This window comes from Bartonella tribocorum, from assembly GCF_002778015.1.
Lineage (GTDB): Bacteria > Pseudomonadota > Alphaproteobacteria > Rhizobiales > Rhizobiaceae > Bartonella > Bartonella tribocorum_B.
Window position 1 is genome coordinate 38538 of sequence record NZ_NJPP01000007.1, and the last position, 20361, is coordinate 58898.

Annotated in this window: 20 protein-coding genes, 1 tRNA gene and 3 pseudogenes; 14 read left to right on the forward strand and 10 right to left on the reverse strand. The window is 37.5% G+C overall.

Annotation, left to right across the window (positions count from 1 at the left end):
• Positions 1-452 precede the first annotated feature (452 nt).
• The 7 genes from CEV08_RS09840 (at position 453) to CEV08_RS03655 (ending at position 5368) form a co-directional block, all read left to right on the forward strand.
• The gene (locus CEV08_RS09840) at positions 453-1088 is read left to right on the forward strand and encodes a helix-turn-helix domain-containing protein (RefSeq protein ID WP_245407021.1); all 636 of its coding nucleotides are present in this window, start codon (positions 453-455) and stop codon (positions 1086-1088) included.
• Entirely contained in the window at positions 1081-1827 is a 747-nt protein-coding gene (gene repC, locus CEV08_RS09845; RefSeq protein ID WP_245407022.1) for a replication initiation protein RepC, read from the forward strand. Before CEV08_RS09840 ends, repC begins: the two co-directional genes overlap by 8 nt.
• Before the next feature lie 550 nt (positions 1828-2377).
• Positions 2378-2527: a hypothetical protein gene (locus tag CEV08_RS09485; RefSeq protein ID WP_173051581.1), complete on the forward strand. Its 150-nt coding sequence runs from the start codon at positions 2378-2380 to the stop codon at positions 2525-2527.
• 45 nt (positions 2528-2572) lie between these two features.
• Positions 2573-3028 (forward strand): TIR domain-containing protein, encoded by a 456-nt coding sequence (locus tag CEV08_RS03640; protein WP_100130412.1) that lies wholly within the window; start codon positions 2573-2575, stop codon positions 3026-3028.
• 153 nt (positions 3029-3181) lie between these two features.
• Positions 3182-3397: a type II toxin-antitoxin system Y4mF family antitoxin gene (locus CEV08_RS03645; protein WP_100130413.1), complete on the forward strand. Its 216-nt coding sequence runs from the start codon at positions 3182-3184 to the stop codon at positions 3395-3397.
• Positions 3394-4632: a type II toxin-antitoxin system HipA family toxin gene (locus CEV08_RS03650; protein ID WP_100130414.1), complete on the forward strand. Its 1239-nt coding sequence runs from the start codon at positions 3394-3396 to the stop codon at positions 4630-4632. The genes CEV08_RS03645 and CEV08_RS03650 overlap by 4 nt, the downstream gene beginning before the upstream one ends.
• 166 nt (positions 4633-4798) lie before the next feature.
• Entirely contained in the window at positions 4799-5368 is a 570-nt protein-coding gene (locus CEV08_RS03655; protein ID WP_245407023.1) for a recombinase family protein, read from the forward strand.
• Between the two features lie 117 nt (positions 5369-5485).
• Here CEV08_RS03655 and CEV08_RS03660 read toward each other — a convergent pair whose 3' ends face one another.
• Entirely contained in the window at positions 5486-5938 is a 453-nt protein-coding gene (locus tag CEV08_RS03660) for a hypothetical protein (protein ID WP_100130415.1), read from the reverse strand.
• A gap of 3 nt (positions 5939-5941) precedes the next feature.
• Complete coding sequence (locus CEV08_RS03665; protein ID WP_100130416.1) at positions 5942-6280, reverse strand: DUF883 family protein; 339 nt, start codon at positions 6278-6280, stop codon at positions 5942-5944.
• A gap of 1057 nt (positions 6281-7337) precedes the next feature.
• Here CEV08_RS03665 and CEV08_RS03675 point away from each other — a divergent pair.
• A complete protein-coding gene (locus CEV08_RS03675; RefSeq protein ID WP_100130418.1) occupies positions 7338-8213 on the forward strand; it encodes a MotA/TolQ/ExbB proton channel family protein in 876 nt (291 codons plus the stop codon).
• The gene (locus CEV08_RS03680; protein WP_100130419.1) at positions 8210-8806 is read left to right on the forward strand and encodes a biopolymer transporter ExbD; all 597 of its coding nucleotides are present in this window, start codon (positions 8210-8212) and stop codon (positions 8804-8806) included. The genes CEV08_RS03675 and CEV08_RS03680 overlap by 4 nt, the downstream gene beginning before the upstream one ends.
• 640 nt (positions 8807-9446) lie before the next feature.
• Here the strand turns inward: CEV08_RS03680 and CEV08_RS10255 are convergent.
• From CEV08_RS10255 to CEV08_RS03720, 7 genes and pseudogenes are all read right to left on the reverse strand, one after another.
• Positions 9447-9782 (reverse strand): annotated as a pseudogene (locus tag CEV08_RS10255) (integrase); the annotation flags it as partial.
• 997 nt (positions 9783-10779) lie between these two features.
• Positions 10780-11047 (reverse strand): annotated as a pseudogene (locus tag CEV08_RS09850) (hypothetical protein); the annotation flags it as partial.
• 6 nt (positions 11048-11053) lie between these two features.
• Complete coding sequence (gene dut / locus CEV08_RS03695) at positions 11054-11593, reverse strand: dUTP diphosphatase (protein ID WP_100130420.1); 540 nt, start codon at positions 11591-11593, stop codon at positions 11054-11056.
• Positions 11594-11953: 360 nt separating this feature from the next.
• Positions 11954-12290 (reverse strand): annotated as a pseudogene (locus CEV08_RS03700) (hypothetical protein); the annotation flags it as partial.
• A 19-nt stretch (positions 12291-12309) separates the two neighbouring features.
• Positions 12310-13119 (reverse strand): VIT1/CCC1 transporter family protein, encoded by an 810-nt coding sequence (locus tag CEV08_RS03705; RefSeq protein WP_100130421.1) that lies wholly within the window; start codon positions 13117-13119, stop codon positions 12310-12312.
• 1179 nt (positions 13120-14298) lie between these two features.
• Positions 14299-14871: a disulfide bond formation protein B gene (locus CEV08_RS03715; RefSeq protein WP_100130423.1), complete on the reverse strand. Its 573-nt coding sequence runs from the start codon at positions 14869-14871 to the stop codon at positions 14299-14301.
• A gap of 11 nt (positions 14872-14882) precedes the next feature.
• The gene (locus CEV08_RS03720; protein ID WP_100130430.1) at positions 14883-15488 is read right to left on the reverse strand and encodes a YqaA family protein; all 606 of its coding nucleotides are present in this window, start codon (positions 15486-15488) and stop codon (positions 14883-14885) included.
• 212 nt (positions 15489-15700) lie between these two features.
• Between CEV08_RS03720 and CEV08_RS03725 the strand changes: the two genes are divergently transcribed.
• Positions 15701-15785, forward strand: a tRNA-Leu gene (locus CEV08_RS03725).
• Between the two features lie 1382 nt (positions 15786-17167).
• Here the strand turns inward: CEV08_RS03725 and CEV08_RS03735 are convergent.
• The gene (locus CEV08_RS03735) at positions 17168-18058 is read right to left on the reverse strand and encodes an outer membrane protein (protein ID WP_100130425.1); all 891 of its coding nucleotides are present in this window, start codon (positions 18056-18058) and stop codon (positions 17168-17170) included.
• 992 nt (positions 18059-19050) lie between these two features.
• On the opposite strand from CEV08_RS03735, the gene CEV08_RS09490 reads away from it, so the two are divergent.
• The 4 genes from CEV08_RS09490 to CEV08_RS09660 all read left to right on the forward strand — a co-directional run.
• Positions 19051-19224 carry a hypothetical protein gene (locus CEV08_RS09490; RefSeq protein WP_180753544.1) on the forward strand — a complete coding sequence of 58 codons (174 nt, stop codon included), beginning with the start codon at positions 19051-19053 and terminating at the stop codon, positions 19222-19224.
• A gap of 333 nt (positions 19225-19557) precedes the next feature.
• Positions 19558-19680, forward strand: a complete 123-nt coding sequence (locus tag CEV08_RS10110; RefSeq protein WP_280951716.1) for a hypothetical protein — start codon at positions 19558-19560, stop codon at positions 19678-19680.
• Between the two features lie 170 nt (positions 19681-19850).
• Entirely contained in the window at positions 19851-20033 is a 183-nt protein-coding gene (locus CEV08_RS09495; protein ID WP_100130426.1) for a hypothetical protein, read from the forward strand.
• Between the two features lie 73 nt (positions 20034-20106).
• Positions 20107-20361 (forward strand): hypothetical protein (locus CEV08_RS09660; protein WP_210421460.1); only part of this gene is annotated, 255 nt, incomplete at its 3' end.

Below are 20361 nucleotides of genomic sequence, written 5' to 3' on the forward strand. Positions count from 1 at the left end.
TGGAATTTTATCCTTTGTACATTTAATATAAAGGGGGTGTATAAAAAGGGATTGGCGGTTTATATGAGTGAAAGCGATGTCGTTTTGTGGTTCCATCTTTAATTTTGTTTTGGGAACGCATTTTATTTTTTGAGCAAATTCGTATGTAAGAAAAGAAAAAATATCCCGACAATCCTTGGGGCATTGGGGAGTGTTTGTTTTTTAATATAGATTTTACCTTGACATGCTTTTTTAAAGCTATGAGTCACTTTCAAAATGAGGAAAAAACAATGGCAAAAAAAATAAAAACCCAACTGCGTTAACAGAAGGGTTTCTAAAATACCTATGCGGCGAATTAAAAATTCTAAGTAATTCTCATTTTAATTTATCGCGATATATTCTGCAAGAGAAATTTTGTAGAAAAGGAGTATTTTTTACTTTTTTTTGCCTCTGACAGAGAGGTTAAAACAATTATGGTTAAAAAAACATTCGGAAGAAAGTTAAGTGCACATCATATAGAATTTAGAAAATTAGCTGAAACTGCTAAAATGGGGGTTGTAAGTCGAGGACAATTAATTGGATTGGCTAGAAAATTAGAGATAGCTGGTTTTATACGAGAGACAGAAGCAAAACTTCTCTTAGTTTTATTGAATACAGCTTCGACGTCTTCATTTGAAAAAGGTGGAGTTCCTATCGTTTTTAAAAGCAATTACTGTCTTGGTAATGAAATTTGCCGTAGTGAATCACGCGTGAGTATATTGCTTTCACGCCTTTATGATTGTGGTCTTGTTGTCATGCAGGATTCTGGTAATTTTAAACGCTATTCATCGCGAAGCCGTAGTCATGGAATTATAACAGCTTGTGGGATTGATTTACGTATTCTTGTGTCTCAATACCATGAACTTAAACAAAAAATTGATGAAGTTTTAGAGGCTCAGAGAAGACAAAAGGATGCTTTGCATTGTTTTCAGGGGTTAGTGCGACAAATTAAAGCTTCTTATGCATCAATTGAAGCGACACCATTTACATCTTTGCTTTTTTCGAGAATGCAAAAAATCCTTCACATTATTGGTCGGCCAGCCAAAGCTTCGGTGGAAACAATTGCATAAAGCAATTGGTCTTTTTCAGTGGATTTTACAGCGTTTTTTTACGCAAAAAACATCAAAAACAAGATACACGTATTGTGCTGACAAGATACACATAGAATATACAACCCCTAATCTAATTAGTAATTGTAACGAAAGAGAAAATTCAAACCTTAACGAAAATAACCAAAACCTAGAGACAACCGACAACTGTACAAAAAATGCTTATGAAAATATAGAGAAAGGCAAAACTGAATCCACCTTACCTTCAAAAAACAGCAAATCGCTTCAAATCAAACCAGAACTTTTAACGCAAGCATTGCCTAATGTTGCTATGTTTATGAAACATGGATTGCAATCTGAAAGAGATTTAATTGGGTCTATGGAGTTTTTAGCTAAAATGAAGGGGATTTCTTCTCATGCTGTTGAAGACGCTAAAAAAACTATGGGAATTAAAAAAGCTGCTCTAGCCATTGCTATCATTTTCGAAAAACATTGCAAAGAATTAATTAAATCATCTGGAGGATATTTGCGCGGCATGATTGCCAAAGAAAATCGAGGAGAGCTCTATCTAGAACGTTCTTTCTATGCCCTACTCAATGAAGCTTCTGAAGAAAAGCTGAATAATTGGTGCGGGCAAAAAACAGAGAAAAATGAGTCATCAAAATTAACAGATCAAAAAATTTCTTTATTCAAATCAGAATTAAATGAAGTTCTTAAAACTTTAAACATGCAAACAAATTCAAAGAAAATTGCACCATAAGTTTGATAAAAACTAAAAAAGGAGAAAAAATGTCTAACGAAACAGATAAAATGAAGTTCTTCTGATTGAATGGAGAAAGAGATTTACTATAACAACCCTGCGGGGGATATCATGTAGGGGTCCCTCCCTCCGAAAAAGAGATATATACAAGACATTTTCATTTAGCAATTACTTTTTTAGTTTTTTATACTTTTTAAAGAAACATGAAAAATATAAATATTTTCAGTTAATCCTTATTTTTAATGAGAGGCTATCCGCCTCTCAAACTCTCCGTACGCTCACCAAAATCATGAGATCAGACCCGCGTTTATCGAAGGACTAACAATCCTAGGTTCTTAAGGTCAAGGAAACCCCTTTGGGGCGCCTAACGGCGTCCTTGACAAAGAACCAAACGGATTGTTTTATCCTTCTCACGCGGCTCCGAAATCATGATGAGAAGGAGAGCTTATAGGGGCGCCTGCTTTCAGAGAGCAATGTAAAAACAAAGGTATTAAAATTTCCATTAAACTCAATAAAACATGGAACATAATTAAAATTATAGGTGTTGGTAATGCTCAATCATGATGATATCGAAAGTGTTGAATTTTATTTTACTGTAAATGGTAAAAAAATAAAATTTGATAAAGAGACTAATGATAAATTAAAGGAAAATATAGATTGGGAGAAATTTTTATCGCAATTATTCGTTGATAAAAAATAATAAGCCCTCTGGGATAAATGCATATATTTTATAGGGGATATAAAAATGCCAAAAATTTTTATTGTATATAATGATCATACTACTTTAGAACAAACTGAACGTGTTCTTTTTAAGCTTGGATTGGAACCATACGTTCTGAAATTTGGTAGTGATAATTTAACTACTATTGAGGATTTTAAACAAGAAATTAGTATGCAAATTAATTCTCCAAAATTTGGTATTGTGCTACTTACTCCCGATGAGATTGGATATGAAAAATCTGCTGATAAAAAAGACGCAAAACCGCGCGCTAATCAAAATGTTATTTTTAAAATGGGTATGTTAATTCCTAAAATTTCTTGCAGAAATATTGCTATTTTAAAAAAACGAGATGTTGAAGTGCCTTTAGATTATGAAGGGATTAATTACATTCCTTTTAATGAACACGTAAAAGAGACGATCCAAAAACTTGTTGAACTATTAAACACAGCCGGATTCAATTTAGATACAGTTAACTACTGAAGTTTTTTTTTGCATGAAGTATACGCAAAATATGCACTCTTCTTTGTTCTTCGGATAAGGCTTTAAGAGTATATGGGATAAAAACGTCCCGTACAGGTTTATTTTCTTGTAATAAAAGCATAAAATGATAAAATAATCCCGAAAGGGACGATTATGATTGAAAGCAGAATGAAAATATTGGGTTTTATTGTTAGAAATACACGTAAAAAACAAGGATTAACACAAGAACAGTTAGCAGCTACATCAGGGGTTGGTGTGCGTTTTATCCGTGATTTAGAAAGAGGCAAAGAGTCTTGTCATGTTGGAAAAACCATACATGTGCTTTCAATGCTTGGTCTTGATATTCAGATTGAAAATGAAAAATTATGACCCGTACACTTGATGTTTATTTACACGCAAAATTAGTAGGTCAATTACAACAACAAAAAAGTGGAGATCTCACGTTTCTCTACGATACTGATTATTTGTATAAAGATTTACAGGGCATCTCTGTCTCTCTACCTCCTCGTGTTGAAGCTTATAAAGGTCAAGCAGTAAAAGCCTTTTTTTCCGGTCTCTTACCCGATGATAATGTAAGATATCGTTTAGCAACTTATTTAGGTCTTTCTGAACGAAATGCTTTTGCTTTGCTTGAAGTTGTTGGGGGAGATTGTGCTGGTGCTCTCGCTTTATATCCACATGGACAAGTTCCAAATTTGCCAACTGATGATGTAGAAACTCTTGATGATACTCAATTGAAAGAAATTCTTGAGTGTATTAAACGTCGTCCAATGCTTGCTGGTGGAGATGGCTACAGATTGTCTCTTGCGGGTGCACAAGATAAATTAGCGGTTGGCTTTAAAGATAACCGTGTTCAACTCATTAAAGGGGGTGCACCGACCACGCATATTTTGAAACTTCTCATTGAACATATTAATGACAGTGCGCATAATGAGCTTTTTTGTATGAAATTGGCAAAACTCGTAGGTATTAATGTGCCGGAAGTGTATTTACATTTTGTGAATAATACACCTTATTGTCTTATCACTCGATATGACCGTCAAATATCTTCTAACGGAACAATTTTGCGTATTCATCAAGAGGATTTTTGTCAAGCACTTAGTATAGCTCCAGAATTTAAATATGAATGTGAAGGAGGACCTAGTATTGCTGCGTGTCAAACCGTTATTTTCCAGCATACATTGCGTCCTGCTGTTGATCAACTGAATTTCCTTAATATAATTATTTTTAATTATTTAATTGGTAATGCCGATGCGCATGGCAAAAACTTTTCACTACTTTACCAACAGAAAAAACCAGAACTTGCTCCTGCATATGATTTGTTAAGCACAGCTATTTATTCAGATTTATCTCAAAAAATGGCTATGAAAATAGGAGGAGAATATATACCTAAAAATACATATTTGCGTCATTTTTATAAAATAGTCGCGGATACTAAAGCTTCTCAATTGTCCTTAAAAAAGCAAATAAAAAGAATGACTGATTCAATCAATGATAAGGCAATAAAATTAAAGAAAGAACTCGAGAGTGAAGGTTTGCGTTCTGAAGTTTTTGATGCAATCATTAATATTATTCAACAGCGTTCTCAACATTTAAAAATTTAATTTTATTGCTTATCTTTCCGTTTTAAATGATGATATTTTTAATATACTGAGTAATATTATATCAGCAAAAACGATCATTTCTTCTGATGCAAAAATATATATTTATTTGACGTTTTTTTAAATGAAAATATATCAGTTTAAATGTAAACTGACGTTTTTACTGAATATGACAAAATTTTATGCTTACTTACGTGTTTCTCGTGATGGACAAGATACAGAAAATCAAAAATTTGGTTTGTTAGAATATGCTAACAAACATGGCTTTGCTCCACTCCATATTGAAGAAGAAATTGCAAGTAGAGGGAAAGATTGGCGCAAGCGTAAGCTTGGTGCTTTAATTGAAAAAGCAGAACGAGGAGATGTATTATTAACTCCTGAATTTTCTCGTATAGCTGGTTCTTCTCTTGCTGTCCTAGAAATTCTCAAAGCCGCTAGTGAACGTGGTTTAATTTTTCACGTGACGAAACAAAACCTTATCATGGATGGGAGTTTACAAAGTGATATCATCGCGACTGTATTAGGTATGGTAGCGCAGATTGAGAGACATTTAATTCAAACACGTACAAAAGAAGCGTTAAGTGTTGCTCGTCAACGTGGTATAAAACGAGGACGCCCAACTGCAAATATATATAATTTGGCAAATATAATGATGAGGCCGGCTTGTTACTTCATAGATCGTGAAAACATGGGGGCGATGTGCAAGGAATTTAAGCGGATCCACAGAATTTTGAGTTAAAATGAAAGGGATTTCTTCTCAAAAGCTTGGAAAAGCTAAAAAGATAGCGAAAATAAAAAGGTATTTTCTCTCCAAAGGAAAGAAAATACCCGGGGGGGGGAGAATTTGATAGTAGTTTTACATATTTTTATTTGAAAAGCGATCTTTTTTATCTTTTTTCCACAGAAAATAAGTTGCAAGTCCCAAAATGGGGACACTCAATTTAGCAAAAGGGAGATGTTGGCTGAGAACAGCTAGGCTGGAAACAGTTGCATCTGTCATCAGTTTGTGGCGTTGTTCTTCGGTCTTTTTTTGTTGATCATAGCGTTGATAAGCCTTAAGAATCCGACTGATCATAAGACTTAAAGCTCCAAGAAAAAACCAAATTAAAAACATGATACTGGCAGCGGTAAGAGGCTTTACAACAGTACATAACGCAAGAAAACCAACGATACATAAAAAAAGCAAAGCCATAAAAAATGAAATGCCAATAATCCCACAGCAAATGGCTTGAAGGCGCACTTGCTTGACTGTGCTTTTAAGCCCTCCACCGACAAGATGGTTTAAAAGAGGTGCGATAAACTTATGCATTGTTTAACGACGTAGTAATTGAGCAAGAATAAAACCAACGCCTGCGGCAAACAAAACGCTTTTGCCAGGATTTTTGCGAATGCATTGATTCATGGTTTGTTCAAGTTCACTGATTTTGTCTTTTGCTTGAGACATGATGTCTTCACCACTTTCTTTCGCTGAGTGATACAGTTTTTCTGCTTTGTCTTTGGCGGCATTGAATTTTTTTGCACCAAGATCTGTTAATGTTGAGGTCATCCCTGAAATTTCATGGCGTAACGTTTCTAACTGTCCTTGGAGCTCGTTTTGTAGGTCTTTTTCTGCGGCTGTTTTATTGGTTTGTGTTGTTTTATTCTTGGCCATGATGTTTTTCCCTCTCTTGTATATTGTTAGTTTATATTTGTGTTGGTGTGTTCATCGTAATCATTTGCATTGGAGTGAAAATTTTTACTGCTTGGATAACGCAAAAAGTTTTTTTTAGTTCCCTTCATTTTGTCGAATTTGAAATTGTTTTTGATAAAATAAATCTCGCTTATAATGCGGACTATAAGATGGGCTCTGTCCCTAAAGCTTCCCATCTGTTGAAATTATCTTATGTTTTTGAAAGGAAGTTAGCATCATTCTCTAGCATCTTATGGTGTCGTTTTTTAAAGAAGCACGTTGGAACTTGTTTTTTTAAGACTTGGTATAGGGTAAAAATATGATTGTGGTGATTTTGCAGGAAAAATTTTGCAAATTTTAAGGCTTTTGAAGCAGAGAAGAAAAAATAATGTTGCTTACTCTTTTGTCTCTTATGCATTGAGGGGGTAAATGAACACCCTTCATTATATTCTAAGAGTGCACCCGTCCTTTTTTTAGAGATTTATGGCATATTTTTAATGGTAAGAAGAGGATTTTAGAAGAATTGATTTTTTTAAGAGGTAAAAATCCTTTTTTCTTCAAGTGTGTTATCTTTACTGTTTATCCCGTATAAATTATCCCATACAAGGAAATGTTTTGTTGGGTTGATAAAAGCCGTTGAAATGAGAAAAGCTTGCAATATAAGAGACTTATGCAACAGAGGGATGGTAAATTATTCTTAATAAGCCAATGTGTTGTCAGTAGAAATATGATGCGTTATCTTTATAAACTAAATATTGTATGGGATATTTCTTACAAGTCTATCATTTTGCCAAATTTATAGAGTAAATTTATTGGATAAGATAAACGGGTTGAAGGGTTATAAAAAAGTTTCTTGAATGATTTCTCTAGAATAAGAGAGAATTTAGGAAATAAAACTATACTTTATTTATCAAGTTTTTTCTTAAGAGGAAGGCGAACGTGACGTTTGAAGGGAAGGGGTATTGTGGAACAGTGATGCTGTGCAGGATGAGGATTGAGCGCATAAAAAAGATTAAGACTATAAGAATGTGAGAGAGAAATGGAATCTGAGACAGTCCCTTTAGAAAGTCATTCTGCTGTATTGGCCATGCATGATTTTTCTCCTTTTTCTATGTTTATGGCTGCTGATTGGGTGGTAAAAGCTGTTATCATTCTTTTGTTGCTTGCTTCTTTGATGTCTTGGACAATTGCTTTTGTAAAAATTGTTGAGATCACTTTGGCAAAACGACGTGTGCGTCATGAACTTCGATTGGTTCTTAATGCTCAGACTCTTACACGTTTGGCTGCGAGTTTGAAAGACAGCAAAGGTGCTGGGGTATTTTTTCTCAAAGAAGTTCTTAAAGAGGTCTATCTTTCTACACAACAGGTTCATTTTATGGCTCCTGAAGGGACAAGCGAAAGCTCTGGTGAAAGAGCAAGTTCAAAGAAGAGTGCACAAATGCTTAAAGATCTTCTCTTTTATGAGGAAAATAATCAATATGGCGATGTTTCTCGTGATGGTTATGTCCGCGATGTTCATGAAGGTTTAAAAGAAAGAGTTCATTCGCTTTTGTCGCGCTGCTTGCTGGCGGCAACACGGCGTGTTGCGTGTGGGAACGCTGTTCTTGCAACCATTGGCGCCATTGCACCCTTTGTTGGTCTTTTTGCAACGGTTTGGGGAATTATGAATTCTTTTATTGGGATTGCTCAATCGCAAACAACGCGGCTTGATGTGGTGGCGCCTGGAATTGCTGAGGCCTTATTTGCAACGGCAGTTGGGCTTTTTGTCGCTATTCCTGCCGTTGTTATGTATAATAGCCTTATGCGTGCTTTGAATGGTTATCGCAGTGATTTAGGAGATATTTCTGCTGCTCTTGAAAGACTCTTGAGCCGTGAACTGGATCGACAAAAACAACAGAAAAGTCATACAAAATGAAAGCAAGCTTTAATGATGACTGGGAAATAGATGACAGTGGGTTGCACAGCGAAATTAATGTGACGCCCTTTATTGATGTTGTGTTGGTGTTGCTGATTGTTTTTATGGTTGCTGCACCATTGGCAACATCTGTTATTCCTGTTCAACTTCCTTCTATGACTCAAGTGCCTGCAATGGTTCAACCTGATGAACCTTTATATGTTACTTTGCAAAAAGATCGTTCTCTTTATATTGCGGATCATTTGATACAACAAGCAGCCTTGAGAGAAACTTTGTTAAGGGAAACCAAGCAAAATTTAGAAACAAAAATTTTAATCAAAGCGGATAGTGAAATTGATTATGGCGTTGTAATCGATTTGTTAAACCAAATACGCATGGCTGGATATCGTAAAATCGGTCTTGTCGGATTGCAAAATTCTCCCAATTTTGCTGCAAGAGGGGAGGGCAATCAGCAAACAGCTGCTGGGACAGAGGGAGCTGTTGTGACAGACGGTGCTATTGAGCGAGGGGGTGCTAATGGGGTTGGTCATGAGGCAGCAACAATGAGTGATGATGTAAATGCGCATATTTCTGGAACGGCTTTTAACCCATGATAAAAATAGCCTTTTTAAAAAGGCAATAAAGCAGCTTCATTAAAGTGATAGAGTGAAATTGATGAGAGGACTGTTGTTCATTGATTAGACCACGCGTGAGCTGGATATCGTAAAATTAAGTCTTGTTGGATTACAAAATTCTCCCAATTTTGCTGCAAGAGGGGAGGGCAATCAGCAAACAGCTGCTGGGACAGAGGGAGCTGTTGTGACAGACGGTGCTATTGAGCGAGGGGGTGCTAATGGGGTTGGTCATGAGGCAGCAACAATGAGTGATGATGTAAATGCGCATATTTCTGGAACGGCTTTTGACCCATGATAAAAATAGCCTTTTTAAAAAGGCAATAAAGCAGCTTCATTAAAGTGATAGAGTGAAATTGATGAGAGGACTGTTGTTCATTGATTAGATCACGCGTGAGCTGGATATCGTAAAATTAAGTTTTGTTGGATTGCAAAATTCTCCCAACTTTTCTGCAAGAGGGGAGGTATAAGAAACTGTTGTTCTTTGTGTCTTCATGCATCTAAAGCTTTTGCAACGGCATCTATGAAGGATGTTCTCATAAAATAATCATTAAAAAATTGCTTGGAATCTTCATCTTGATGCTTCAAAAAAGAGCAAGCGGGTATCATTATACGTTTTGCCTCTTTTCTTAAAAGCATTCATGGCAAACTCTTTTAAGGAATGTAGATTATGCATTACTTTACGCTTTTGTTTGTCGCGTTTTTTAATAGGATTATGACTTTCATGTCAAACAGAGCGCCATCCAGTAGCACATTCACGGGCTGGTTTTAAAGAAACATCTCTTAAAGAGCACTTAAGCCCGTTTCACGACGGCACTTGTGAAGGGTATAATGGTCAATCCATTGAGCCCCACCATCTTTATATTTTTGGAGAAGTAGCACCATCACACACTTTGCCGGCGCGTGGGTGTTGCTGCGCGGACCAACCCTTAGTACTGAGAGCGTTCATAAGAGCCATTTTTAATCCTTGTCTGTACAGTTTTTATCCACACGCTTATCTTGCTCTATGGCGTGCAAGCGAACAGTTTTGCTTGATTCAAAATAAATTGGAATGAGAAAATCTCATGGCATTCGGGACTCTTTCTCAACATGCAAAACAATGAATTGTTATTATAAATCAATTTATTGTGCAAGACTGTGACAGTCTTTGGCACATGGGTTAAAAGGAAGAATTTTTCCAATTTTTATCTCCTTTTTATCTACACGGGCCAGCAGTGCTTGTAAGGGATTTGTAACGGATAAGAGACTTGGCTTTGATGGGTGCACAAACAGATTGGGAATGAGAAAGTCTCATGGCATTTGGCTCTGTTATTTTACCAGACAATGCATTATTCTTAATCCAATCGAGCAGTTAAGATGATGCGTCTTCTGGGGCATTATCGTCAATCGTTCTTGGGGTGTTAGAAACATGGAAGGGTGTGGGCTGCGTGAGAAGTGTGGGCATGCTGTGCTTTAAAAGCCCCTATGGATCACAATGAAAGGGATCAATGAAAGACGTGTTGGAACAAGCGCATTGTCTCATGTGCCAAGGTTTTTTCTTCGGTTTTTTTCTTCTCTAGGAGGCTGTATGTCAATCAAGACCCGCAAAACCAGTTGTAATGAGGAAGTTTCATTGTTTCACACGCAAGACGGTTGAATTGATAAAGGTATGCGATTGTAAAGCTTGAAGAAGAGATAGGAAAAAAAGGACGCTGCTTTAGGGGCGTGTTTAGCGAAAGAGTTTTGGGCATAAACGCGCCGTATGCTCCTACGCTTTAACGCCCAAAGAGCCCCAAAAAAATCAAGGAAACTAGAAGTGCCAGAAGAGCTAGAAGTGCCAAAAGTTCCAGAAGTGCCAGAGGTAGAAGAGTCGTTGGAATGAGCCTATGTTTCTTTAAAAGCTGTCATCATGGGCTGGTTCTGTGAAACCCATTGAAAGTCCTGCACCAATGGAATATGGGGTATGTGTTTTTTAAAATATTCCCGATAATAATTCCTGTGGCAAAAACCAGAGCCCTTCCAATGATGACCTGTAAAGAGGCACGCCAAAAAGGGGTCGACATGTATTTGTTCTGAATCCAGACAATGGCACCTCGTGCGAAAAAAAACAATGATAAAGGCAATCACTGTTGCAAGGTAAAAAGAGTGGATCAAATAGGGAAGAGTATGACCTCATCCCCCTCATGTTGTCATAATGGTGCTGGCAAGACCTCTGTTCAATGGAGAACCAAGCCCTGATAATTTTTCGCTTTAAGTATGCCCTGTTGAACCAAAACCGCCTGTTCCACGGCTTTGGTTATAGTTTTGGTTGTCTTGTTGTTCTGGTTCAATGGCGCAAACGTTGACTTGGGATACGGGAGCGATGACTGTTTGAGCAATTCGCATTCCCCGTTTTATAGAGAAGTCTTCTTGGCCCAAATTGATGAGAAGGACTTTGACTTCACCACGGTAATCACTATCAATCGTTCCTGGGGTGTTGAGACATGTGATGCCGTGTTTTAAAGCTAAGCCAGAGCGTGGACGTATTTGTGCTTCAAGCCCAAGTGATAAATGAAAAATGAGACCCGTTGGAACAAGGGCACGCTGCCCTGGTGCAAGGACCAGCGTTTCTTCTTCTCCAAGGGCTGCACGCAGATCAAGACCGGCAGAACCTGCTGTCGCGTAGTGAGGAAGTTCTAAACCTTCTCCGTGTGCAAGACGTTGAACAAATAAAGTCACAGAATGTGAAGAGTGAGAAGAAACACCATTTTCTTGGTTGTTTAGAGGGGCGTTGGTTTCAGTATGCGTCATGATCAAGGTATTTCCAAAATATGCGTTCTAGAAAAAAGAACACTTTAACAAAAGATATCCATAAAACAAGTCGATAAAGGTTTTTGATATAGGTTGTCCCCAGAGCTTGGTTATCATCTCTTGTTGATCCATAAGACTCCAAAGCACGTGAAATTTTTAAGAATAGCATGATCAATGATGATGCCTATGAAGAAACATGGGCTTATTTGAGTTCTCAATGATTTGTTCGGCAAGATTTTTTAAATACTACAGAAATATTAAAGCATCATAAGAGCACCTAAGGGCATTGTCTAAAATGATTTGATGCTTTCTTAAAAGAAACCGCCGTATGCAAGATCGAAATTATCGGGTCTGTGTTTTTTAAATACTCCCGATAATAATCCCTGTGGCAAAAACCAGAGCCCCTCCAATGATGACCTGTAAAGTGATGACCTGTAAAGAGGCACGCCAAAAAGGGGTCGATTTGTTCTGCATCCAGACAATGGCACCTCGTTTGAAAAAAAAACAATGATAAAGGCAATCACTGTTGCGAGGTAAAAAGAGTGGATCAAATAGGGCAGCCTATAACCTCATCCCCTCTCATGTTGTCATAATGGTGCTGGAAAGACCTCTTTTCAATGGTGAACCACGTCCTGATAATTTTCCATCAATCATGGGCTGCTTCTATGAAACCCATTGAAAGTCCTGCACCAATGGAATATCGGGTATGTGTTTTTTTAAATACTCCCGATAATAATCCCTGTGGCAAAAACCAGAGCCCCCCCAATGATGACTTGTAAAGAGGCGCGCCAAAAAGGGGTCGACATGTATTTGTTCTGAATCCAGACAATGGCGCCTAGTTCGAAAAAAACGATGATAAAGGCAATCACTGTTGCGAGGTAAAAAGAGTGGATTAAATAGGGCAGCGTATGGCCTAATCCCCCTAATGTTGTCATAATGCCGCTGGCAAGACCTCTTTTCAATGGTGAACCACGTCCTGATAATTTTCCATCATCATGGGCTGCTTCTGTGAAACCCATTGAAAGTCCCGCACCAATGGAAGCTGAGAGCCCTATCAAAAAAGTTTGATGCGTTTCTCCTGTGGCAAAAGCTGCAGCAAAAATGGGAGCAAGGGTGGAGACAGAGCCGTCCATTAATCCCGCAAGACCTGGTTGAATCCATGTCAAAAGTGTTTGTTTTTGCGCTTTCGAAGGCTTTTTTATGGTGTGATTTGCTGCTGTTTTTTTCTGTGAAGCTTGGCTCCTCTTGTTTTGTACAAAAGAAGTTCGGCGGCACAGTTCATCAGCAGTGTGTGCGCGATTATGGCAAGAAAGACACAAAAGTTGCTTATAATTTTCAAGCTCTTGAAGCCCCATGGCGGTAAAAACCGCAGCTTCCTTAGAGGAATAATGTTCTAGAGCTTTGGCATATTTTAAATAAAGCGCGGCATGTTGTTCTTTTGCTTTGAGCGCTTGAAGCAACCTTTTTTGTGTTGAACGAAAGAACAGAGCTTTACGCTGTACAAATGAAAAAAACGATTTCAACATTTTCTGTTCCTTTGCACTTTAGAATAATTCTAAAACATAAAAAAAATAAACTGAAAGTCAAGCTAAAAGTTAAAAACTACAAAACTGCAAAAAGGTTACGCTGAAAAAAAGTTTTGGGATGTCATGAAAGTAAAGCTGGAAAATAAAGGAAGTTCAGGGGTATTTATTAGGTGGGGGTATTTATTAGGTGGGGAGATTTATTAAGTGGAGTCGAGAGGGGGCGTGAAAGCCGTGTGAAAGCATTGAGAGAGAAAATATGCTTTATTTTATAAAGGGGTGTTTTCGATGGCGTATTTTTAATGTCTTGATGCTCGAGAATATAGGGAAAGAAGAGGCTTATGTCATTATTCATTTGAGGGGTTTAAAAGACGATAACAACTTTTGCAATTTAAGGTCATTCTTTAAAGGAGACTTTTTTCAAGAGAAAAAAGCCTATTTTGCAAGGGTTCTCGTGAAGAGTATATGTGAAGAATATAAGAAGAGTAGAGCGGCAAAATCTCCATACAATAATAAAAAATTCCATTGAGTCTTCTTACTTTCAAGCTGCATAAAAGAGCAAGCCGGCACTCTCATACTTTTTTGCTCCCATGTTGCGGACCAACCCTTGGCACTTGAGAGCATTCATAAGAGCCATTTTGATTTCTTGTCTATACAGTTTTACCCACATGTTTACCCACATGGGCCCACCCGCTTATGATGTGCAAGCAGGTGATATTAATTGATCATATCTGAGAGGGGTTGGAGTGAGAAAATCTTGTGATATCCGAGACTCTCATTCAATATGCAAAACAGTGAATGATCATTATAGATCACGGTATTGAATAAATAATATTGCTAAATAATGTTGTGTGTGAGGGGAGAGGCTCGTGAAAAATTCTTGCTATAAGACAAGCTGTGAGGGGATGAGAAAAAAGATGTTAGGGCCTTGTAGGCAGCTGTGGTGAGGGAATTGTTGCTGCAGAACGCTATCAGTATTGTTGAAAGGAGAGAGGATTGGGAAAATGTGGTGTGTTGGTGGCGTGGGGGAAGAAATGTATGGAGCTGCGCTATAGAGGCTTGTGCTTTGGGCCCCTTATGTTTTGGGGTCATTGTGCTCTGGAGGCTTGGTGATGGAGGTTTTTGCTTGTGGAGACCCCATACGCTATAAGGTGTTTTTTAAGAGTAAAAATTGCTCTATTGTTATGGCTTTTTGTGGCATGAAAGAATGCCTTTTGAAGCAATGTAGAGGCTCATAAGGGTGAATAATAGGCTTGAGACAACATTCCAACCAGCAAATGACAGAAAAAGAAAACGGGCGGATGCTTCAGAACAAGAAGGAGGGTGAATGTTGTTTAATTGGTTAAGAAGTTGGTTAATGCTTGTGGTTTTGCGCACAACTTTTAAACCACAACTAAGGGGAGCGGTCCAAAAGCCATATTCAACACCTGCATGATAAACGGCTAAAACAAGGCTGATGCTCATTAAAACAAAAACACATAAAAATAAAAGTTGTATCCAAGAAGACATGCGAAAAAACCATGCACCAAAACCTGCTAAGAGCAAAAATGGGATAGCACTGTAATAGGGTAAGCGCTCGATAAAACATAAATCGCAAGGAATATACCCTCCAATATGTTCAAAACCAAGGGCAAGACCTATTGTGGAAGACAAGCAAAAAGCAAGAAAAAAAGCCCATAAACTTTGTTCTTTTCTGCTGGGTTCAAGATGAAGGTGCTTCTTTAAAAGTAGATGGGAAGACAAAGCACATGCCATTGGGCTGTTCCTTATAAAAGCTGCTTGTTAAAAAAAACAATAAAAATTCCAAAAATCAAAAGGATGCTAACACACCCTGTGAGGATAATCCATTTGAAATGCTGTATGAGAAAATTCATTGCTTTTTGTCCAAAATGTTTAATCAGCCACGCGAGAAGATAAAAACGGGCACCTCTGGACAAAATACAAATAAGAATGAAAAGTTCAAGAGGTACACACATTACGCCGGCCAAAATTGTGACAATCTTGATGGGCGGAAGATGAAAAAAGCCTGATGTTATCAGCAAAATAATTAGAAATTGCAGGGTTGCACTGTTTTTTAAAGCTTCAAAATTTTCAACTTTACCGTAAAATTCTAAAATGGGTTTGGCAAGGGTGTCATAGGCAAAATGTCCGATAAACCAACCGGCAATGCCTCCTAAAACAGAACAGATCGTCGCAATTAAAGCATAGCGATAAACCCGCTTTTTACGGATAAGGAGCAGCGGGATATATAAAACGTCTATGGGAATTGGAAAAACAGAACTTTCAATAAAGGCAATGAAACCAAGCCAGTGTGGCGCTGTACGCCGATTTGCTAAAGAAATTGTCCAAAGCTTTAATTTGTTTAAGATCATAAGGTTTTTTATAAATTTAAGAGGTAAAAACTTTACAAATGAGATTGCTATAAATCCCATAAAGAAAATATTTCATAAAACAAATAAGAAAATGATAAGAATTCTTAAAAAATAAGAAGTCTTCTGTTGACGAATCTATTCTTCTTCATGTAGTGCAAAGGAATAATCGATAAGGCTGTCTTTTATAACAGATTTGTCTTTTATCATACAGTGCGGGTGTGGTGGAACTGGTAGACGCGCCAGACTCAAAATCTGGTTCCGAAAGGAGTGTCGGTTCGAGTCCGACCACCCGCACCACTTAATCGATCTCATGCGCTGTCACGTGATTTCGTTGTTCATCTTGTTTCATTCATAACGCGTTATTTCTATTCAATTATTTTACCATTTGTGGGCGGTCTTGATATCTGGTGAATTTGTCAAAAATGCAATGCAAAAGGTGGTTTAAAAAGTCAGTAGGAAAACAAGAACACGTGATAGATTATCTGCCTTTTTTATAAAAAATTTGCCTAAAGGTAAATATGCGGATAGAGCCGGATTATGGCTTATCAAAACCGTACCACTTTAGGCCTATTTTCCTTGATCCTGTTGTGTTACATCATATTAATTGAAAAATACTGGAATTTTAAAAGAAAGAATCCTAGGCTATTCGTAGTTTCTCATTCAAGATGATAAATTATCATTATAAAATCAATTTGTTAACAATAAATTATAGCAACACAGATAGCTGATCTCTATGCATCACTCTGCCATTAAAACAGTTGTAAAACATGGTCATTTGAAGTGTGGTGATATAAGGCTAGTCTCCTTGAAATGTTCCAGTGTTTTTTCCGTGTATTTAAGTATTTAGGTCAGCTTAAATATTTAGAGCAGGGTTTGTGCATAGTATTTTAAGTTTTAAGTGAAACCCATGAAATGGGAAGCCTAGAGGGAAAGTTAGGAGGAATTCACTGAAGCGTTGTTGTTTTTTTAGAAATAAGTGCTTTCCATACTTCGTTTTGGTATTAAAACAGTTGTAAAATGCTGTTTTTAAAGGCGTTTAGGGCCATGTCGTTACAGAATAAGTAAACGCAAAGGCAGGTGTTGTTATGGCTGTTTTTTGGCAAATCGTTTTGTAAAAAGCTGGAATATTGCTCCAATTTATCGCGACTCTATGAGCGATTTTATGATTTTGTTGGCCTAACAAAGCTTGTATTTGATGCATGTAAAGTAATATCCAACTAGCGAATACATTGGCAGGGTTAAGACACCACATTGAGACAGATGAACCCTATTCGCTGTTGCTTCTTTTGTGTGCTGATTTTGTATGCTAAATGGAAGGCATGCGTGTTACATCTCTCTTTAATTGAACCAAGAGCCGGCTTGGGCTAAAAGCTGAAAGAGGGACTGGTGCTTAAAGATAGAAAGTTATTGGCAATTTTAAAGAGAGCATATAGGGCATTTAAGCTTGTGTGGAAATGAATGAGGGCGCCAATGGTGTAATGGTAAAGCTCTTATATTTCAAATGCGTTCTATAAAAGGGTGAGAGGATAGAAACTTGCTAGAAGCTGGATTGTTGCACAATCCTTTGTTGACAGTTGAGCGCTTGTTTTTAAAAAACTTCGTCTTTTTAAGGGGAAGAGAGACACAAAAAACCCTGTTTTTACAGGGTTTTTAAACGTTTAATTTTCTCTTAGAAGATATTAGAACTTATAAGCGATGCCAAGGCGAAAATTATGCGTTTTTGTGCCTATTTTAAGGTCATCATTTTCAAATTTCTGTTTTAAAAAATCTGTATAACGATATTCTGTACGCATGATAATGTTGTTTGTCATGGCAAGATCAAAGCCACCACCAACAGTATAACCAATCATTTTTTTTGTTTTATCGAACACATTGCCAGAAGCTAGTATTGTCGAATCTTTTTGTGATTTTGTTGAAAGTGATAGGATATATTGCGTCTGTGTGTAAGCGATGCCCCCTGCAATATAAGGCATAAGACGATGGTAAGAAAAACCAATCCGCGCACGTGTTGCACCTGTCCATTTTTCTTTCAACGTTACACTGCTTTCAATAATATCACCATAATTAGAGGACGGTTCACCCAGAGTGGCAGGTTTTATCGTAGAAATTCCAGCTTCTTTAAAGACCGCATTAATGGTGTCTGATTTATCTAGAATTTGCTTTCCGGCGCCCGTTTGGATATTTTTTTTCCAAGACCAGACCATATCCATATCAAGACCGATAATAAAGTTATGTCCTAGATCAATATTAGAACCTGCATAAATCCCCCCAGCAAATTCCGATGGCTTTGGTGATAAATCTCTATCAACCCAAGCCCATTTTCCCTCTTTTGCTTCTGATGCGTAATCTAAAGTGTGTTTACCAGAAATATATCCAATTTGTGCACCAAAATAAGAACCAGTCCAAGAAAAAGGCGCAGAAACAGTAACCGGTGAAATCCGTGACGATAAATCACTTGGTGCTGAAATACCCAGCCTTGATTGCTGAGAGATTACCGTATCAGCTGCTTGCGCTGTTAAAGTGGTCATGAAAGTGAAAAGAGATAGTGTAATTAAACGTTTTGTATTCATAAAAGATCCCTAATTTATTTAAAATTGCAAATCGCACTATACATAAATTGTTTAATTAAATCTACATTTAATATCATTATGAATACAAAATACTGTGAAGATCTATTGTCATTTCATAATTAAGCGTTTTTTTGAAACGGGTTTGTCTTGCTGCACTCCCATATAAACCTTAGTTTTAAGGATTTTTTTGGGGGGATATATTTCCTTCATTTTTTTCTCTGTTTAAAAAAATATTTTGTAGATAAAAAATAATTTTATTATTTAGTGATCAATGTATTATCCATAACGGTTATTATGTTGATGCTTAATAATATAAATATATTACAATATGGATGTGCCTTGTGTTAAAAAAGTGCATGGTGGTTGCTCATATTCTTTGTCAGTCTTCAATATTGTGCGTGCCTTTGTATGGCGAATACTTTTATATGCCGATAGCCTTGAGGATGTGAGGAAAAGAGCAATTTTTTTTATTTTAAATTATTTTTTATCGATAGGCTATGTTTGCTTGTGATAATCCAAGCGCATCGCTTGGATTGATTTGATGACATATAAAAAATGAGAAGAGGCAATATGAAGAATAAAAAGGGGTGAAGGGGAAGAGCATTATTCTATGAGGTTTTTTCATTGATATAAAACGATAAACGATTGTAAAACGTTGTAGCCAATAACAGGTTTAGCAACGTTTGGTTCAAAATGTCCTTGGCTTGTGAAAAATGTTACGTTGGTATGATTGCCAAAAACTTGGGTTGCAACTAGGGTCATGGCTTTACATGGGATAGGGTTAAGTTTGTCAAAAATATTTGCTGGGCATAATAGAAAACCCCAGGTTTATTTTCAGGCAAGGTGAATTTCCTTAAGCTGAAAGGGGGAGAGGGGCTTAAAGATCAAAGGTTATTGGCAATTTTAGAGAGAGCATATAGGGCATTTAAGCTTGTGTGGAAATGAATGAGGGTGCCATGATGGGTGGGCCAATGTTGGTTGGGTCATGTTAGATGGATGAACAAGTGCTTAAAATTTATTGTGCACTTTATTTATTGCGCGCTGTTTTAAAGGGTATTCTTGTGAGGGGGCTGGTTGTTTTTAGCAAAGGAAACTTCAAAGCTTTGCGGGGTGTTGCGTTTTATTTTAACAGCCGTTTCTCCATTGAACTTAAAAGAGTGCGTTGAGACTTGTTTTTTGATGAATAAGATGCTGCTCTTTCAAGCTTTTGCATAAAAAATCAATCTTTGCTTTGTTAAATAGCTTTTGTATCGATGTGTAGAGTTCGATAATTTTGATGAGCCGGTCTTATCTCTCTTCTGTTGGGATAATTTTTGAAAGTGGGAACGCCATTTGAGACGCTTAAATGAAGAAGCTTAAAGATAAAAAACAATTTTCTACTCATCATTTTTTATTTGATACGCTAATCCCGTAAATTGGGGCCAAGTGATCTTTCTTTGCTATGAAAGGGGTTGAGATATGAGGGAGTGAATGCGAGGAATTTAGATATAGGCGTGTGGATGTGTGGGTGTAAATGTGGGGATTTGACATTAGTCGGTGGTTGTGGTTCTCAAGAAGGTGGGGGAAAGCATTGTTTACAGAGCAGTGCAGGGGGGCGTTTATTATTTTCTGTAAAAATATAAAAGCGTAAAAATGGTGATCTGTAAAACAAGAATAGGAAGGTCGTAGAGGCTTTATGTGTTGTGGAGGCTTTGGGGTGTGTTGGATTTTTATCATGGCATGAAATGGCGTGAGAGGAATTTGGGAGAATAAGTCTTGTGAATAATGGGCTGGTTGGGATGAAGAGGCGGGTGTGGATGTGGAGGGTGTGCATGCGAGGGGAGTGGATGTGAGGGTGTGGATACAAGAGATTGTGATACGCAATGCAACCTTTATTGGAAAGTTTAGACACCAGCAATCAACAGCTATCCTAAAAGCAACTAAGCTCCGAACCACCGTCTTCACGACAACTACACAAGTTCCCCATCAACAATGATATCGGTAACAATCCGTCACACCACCCCCTCATACCATAGACACCATAGCTCAAATTAACAATACAACCCGCAATGGACCTTATCGTGCATCAGCCCAACAGCTGCCGCACAAACAAGATTTCATCAAAAAAACAGTACAAGGTCTTAAAACCAAACCATTTGCCAAGAGGAAACATCACTTCAAACAATCCGCTTTCTCTTGCAAAACAACTTATTCTTTTGCCCCATTGCTTCTTTTCTCAAAAGAAGAAAAGAATTATGACACAAGGGGAGGCAGACAAGGGGGAGGCAGATAAGGGGGAGGCAGATAAGGGGGAGGCAGACAAG

Excerpts from the sequence above, each read along its gene's own strand:
- CEV08_RS09840 (WP_245407021.1), top strand. The coding sequence starts at position 453 with ATGGTTAAAAAAACATTCGGAAGAAAGTTAAGTGCACATCATATAGAA.
- CEV08_RS09485 (WP_173051581.1), top strand. The coding sequence starts at position 2,378 with ATGCTCAATCATGATGATATCGAAAGTGTTGAATTTTATTTTACTGTA.
- CEV08_RS03640 (WP_100130412.1), top strand. The coding sequence starts at position 2,573 with ATGCCAAAAATTTTTATTGTATATAATGATCATACTACTTTAGAACAA.
- CEV08_RS03645 (WP_100130413.1), top strand. The coding sequence starts at position 3,182 with ATGATTGAAAGCAGAATGAAAATATTGGGTTTTATTGTTAGAAATACA.
- CEV08_RS03650 (WP_100130414.1), top strand. The coding sequence starts at position 3,394 with ATGACCCGTACACTTGATGTTTATTTACACGCAAAATTAGTAGGTCAA.
- CEV08_RS03655 (WP_245407023.1), top strand. The coding sequence starts at position 4,799 with ATGACAAAATTTTATGCTTACTTACGTGTTTCTCGTGATGGACAAGAT.
- CEV08_RS03660 (WP_100130415.1), bottom strand. The coding sequence starts at position 5,938 with ATGCATAAGTTTATCGCACCTCTTTTAAACCATCTTGTCGGTGGAGGG.
- CEV08_RS03665 (WP_100130416.1), bottom strand. The coding sequence starts at position 6,280 with ATGGCCAAGAATAAAACAACACAAACCAATAAAACAGCCGCAGAAAAA.
- CEV08_RS03675 (WP_100130418.1), top strand. The coding sequence starts at position 7,338 with ATGGAATCTGAGACAGTCCCTTTAGAAAGTCATTCTGCTGTATTGGCC.
- CEV08_RS03680 (WP_100130419.1), top strand. The coding sequence starts at position 8,210 with ATGAAAGCAAGCTTTAATGATGACTGGGAAATAGATGACAGTGGGTTG.
- dut (WP_100130420.1), bottom strand. The coding sequence starts at position 11,593 with ATGACGCATACTGAAACCAACGCCCCTCTAAACAACCAAGAAAATGGT.
- CEV08_RS03705 (WP_100130421.1), bottom strand. The coding sequence starts at position 13,119 with ATGTTGAAATCGTTTTTTTCATTTGTACAGCGTAAAGCTCTGTTCTTT.
- CEV08_RS03715 (WP_100130423.1), bottom strand. The coding sequence starts at position 14,871 with ATGGCATGTGCTTTGTCTTCCCATCTACTTTTAAAGAAGCACCTTCAT.
- CEV08_RS03720 (WP_100130430.1), bottom strand. The coding sequence starts at position 15,488 with ATGATCTTAAACAAATTAAAGCTTTGGACAATTTCTTTAGCAAATCGG.
- CEV08_RS03735 (WP_100130425.1), bottom strand. The coding sequence starts at position 18,058 with ATGAATACAAAACGTTTAATTACACTATCTCTTTTCACTTTCATGACC.
- CEV08_RS09490 (WP_180753544.1), top strand. The coding sequence starts at position 19,051 with ATGGATGAACAAGTGCTTAAAATTTATTGTGCACTTTATTTATTGCGC.
- CEV08_RS10110 (WP_280951716.1), top strand. The coding sequence starts at position 19,558 with ATGTGTGGGTGTAAATGTGGGGATTTGACATTAGTCGGTGGTTGTGGT.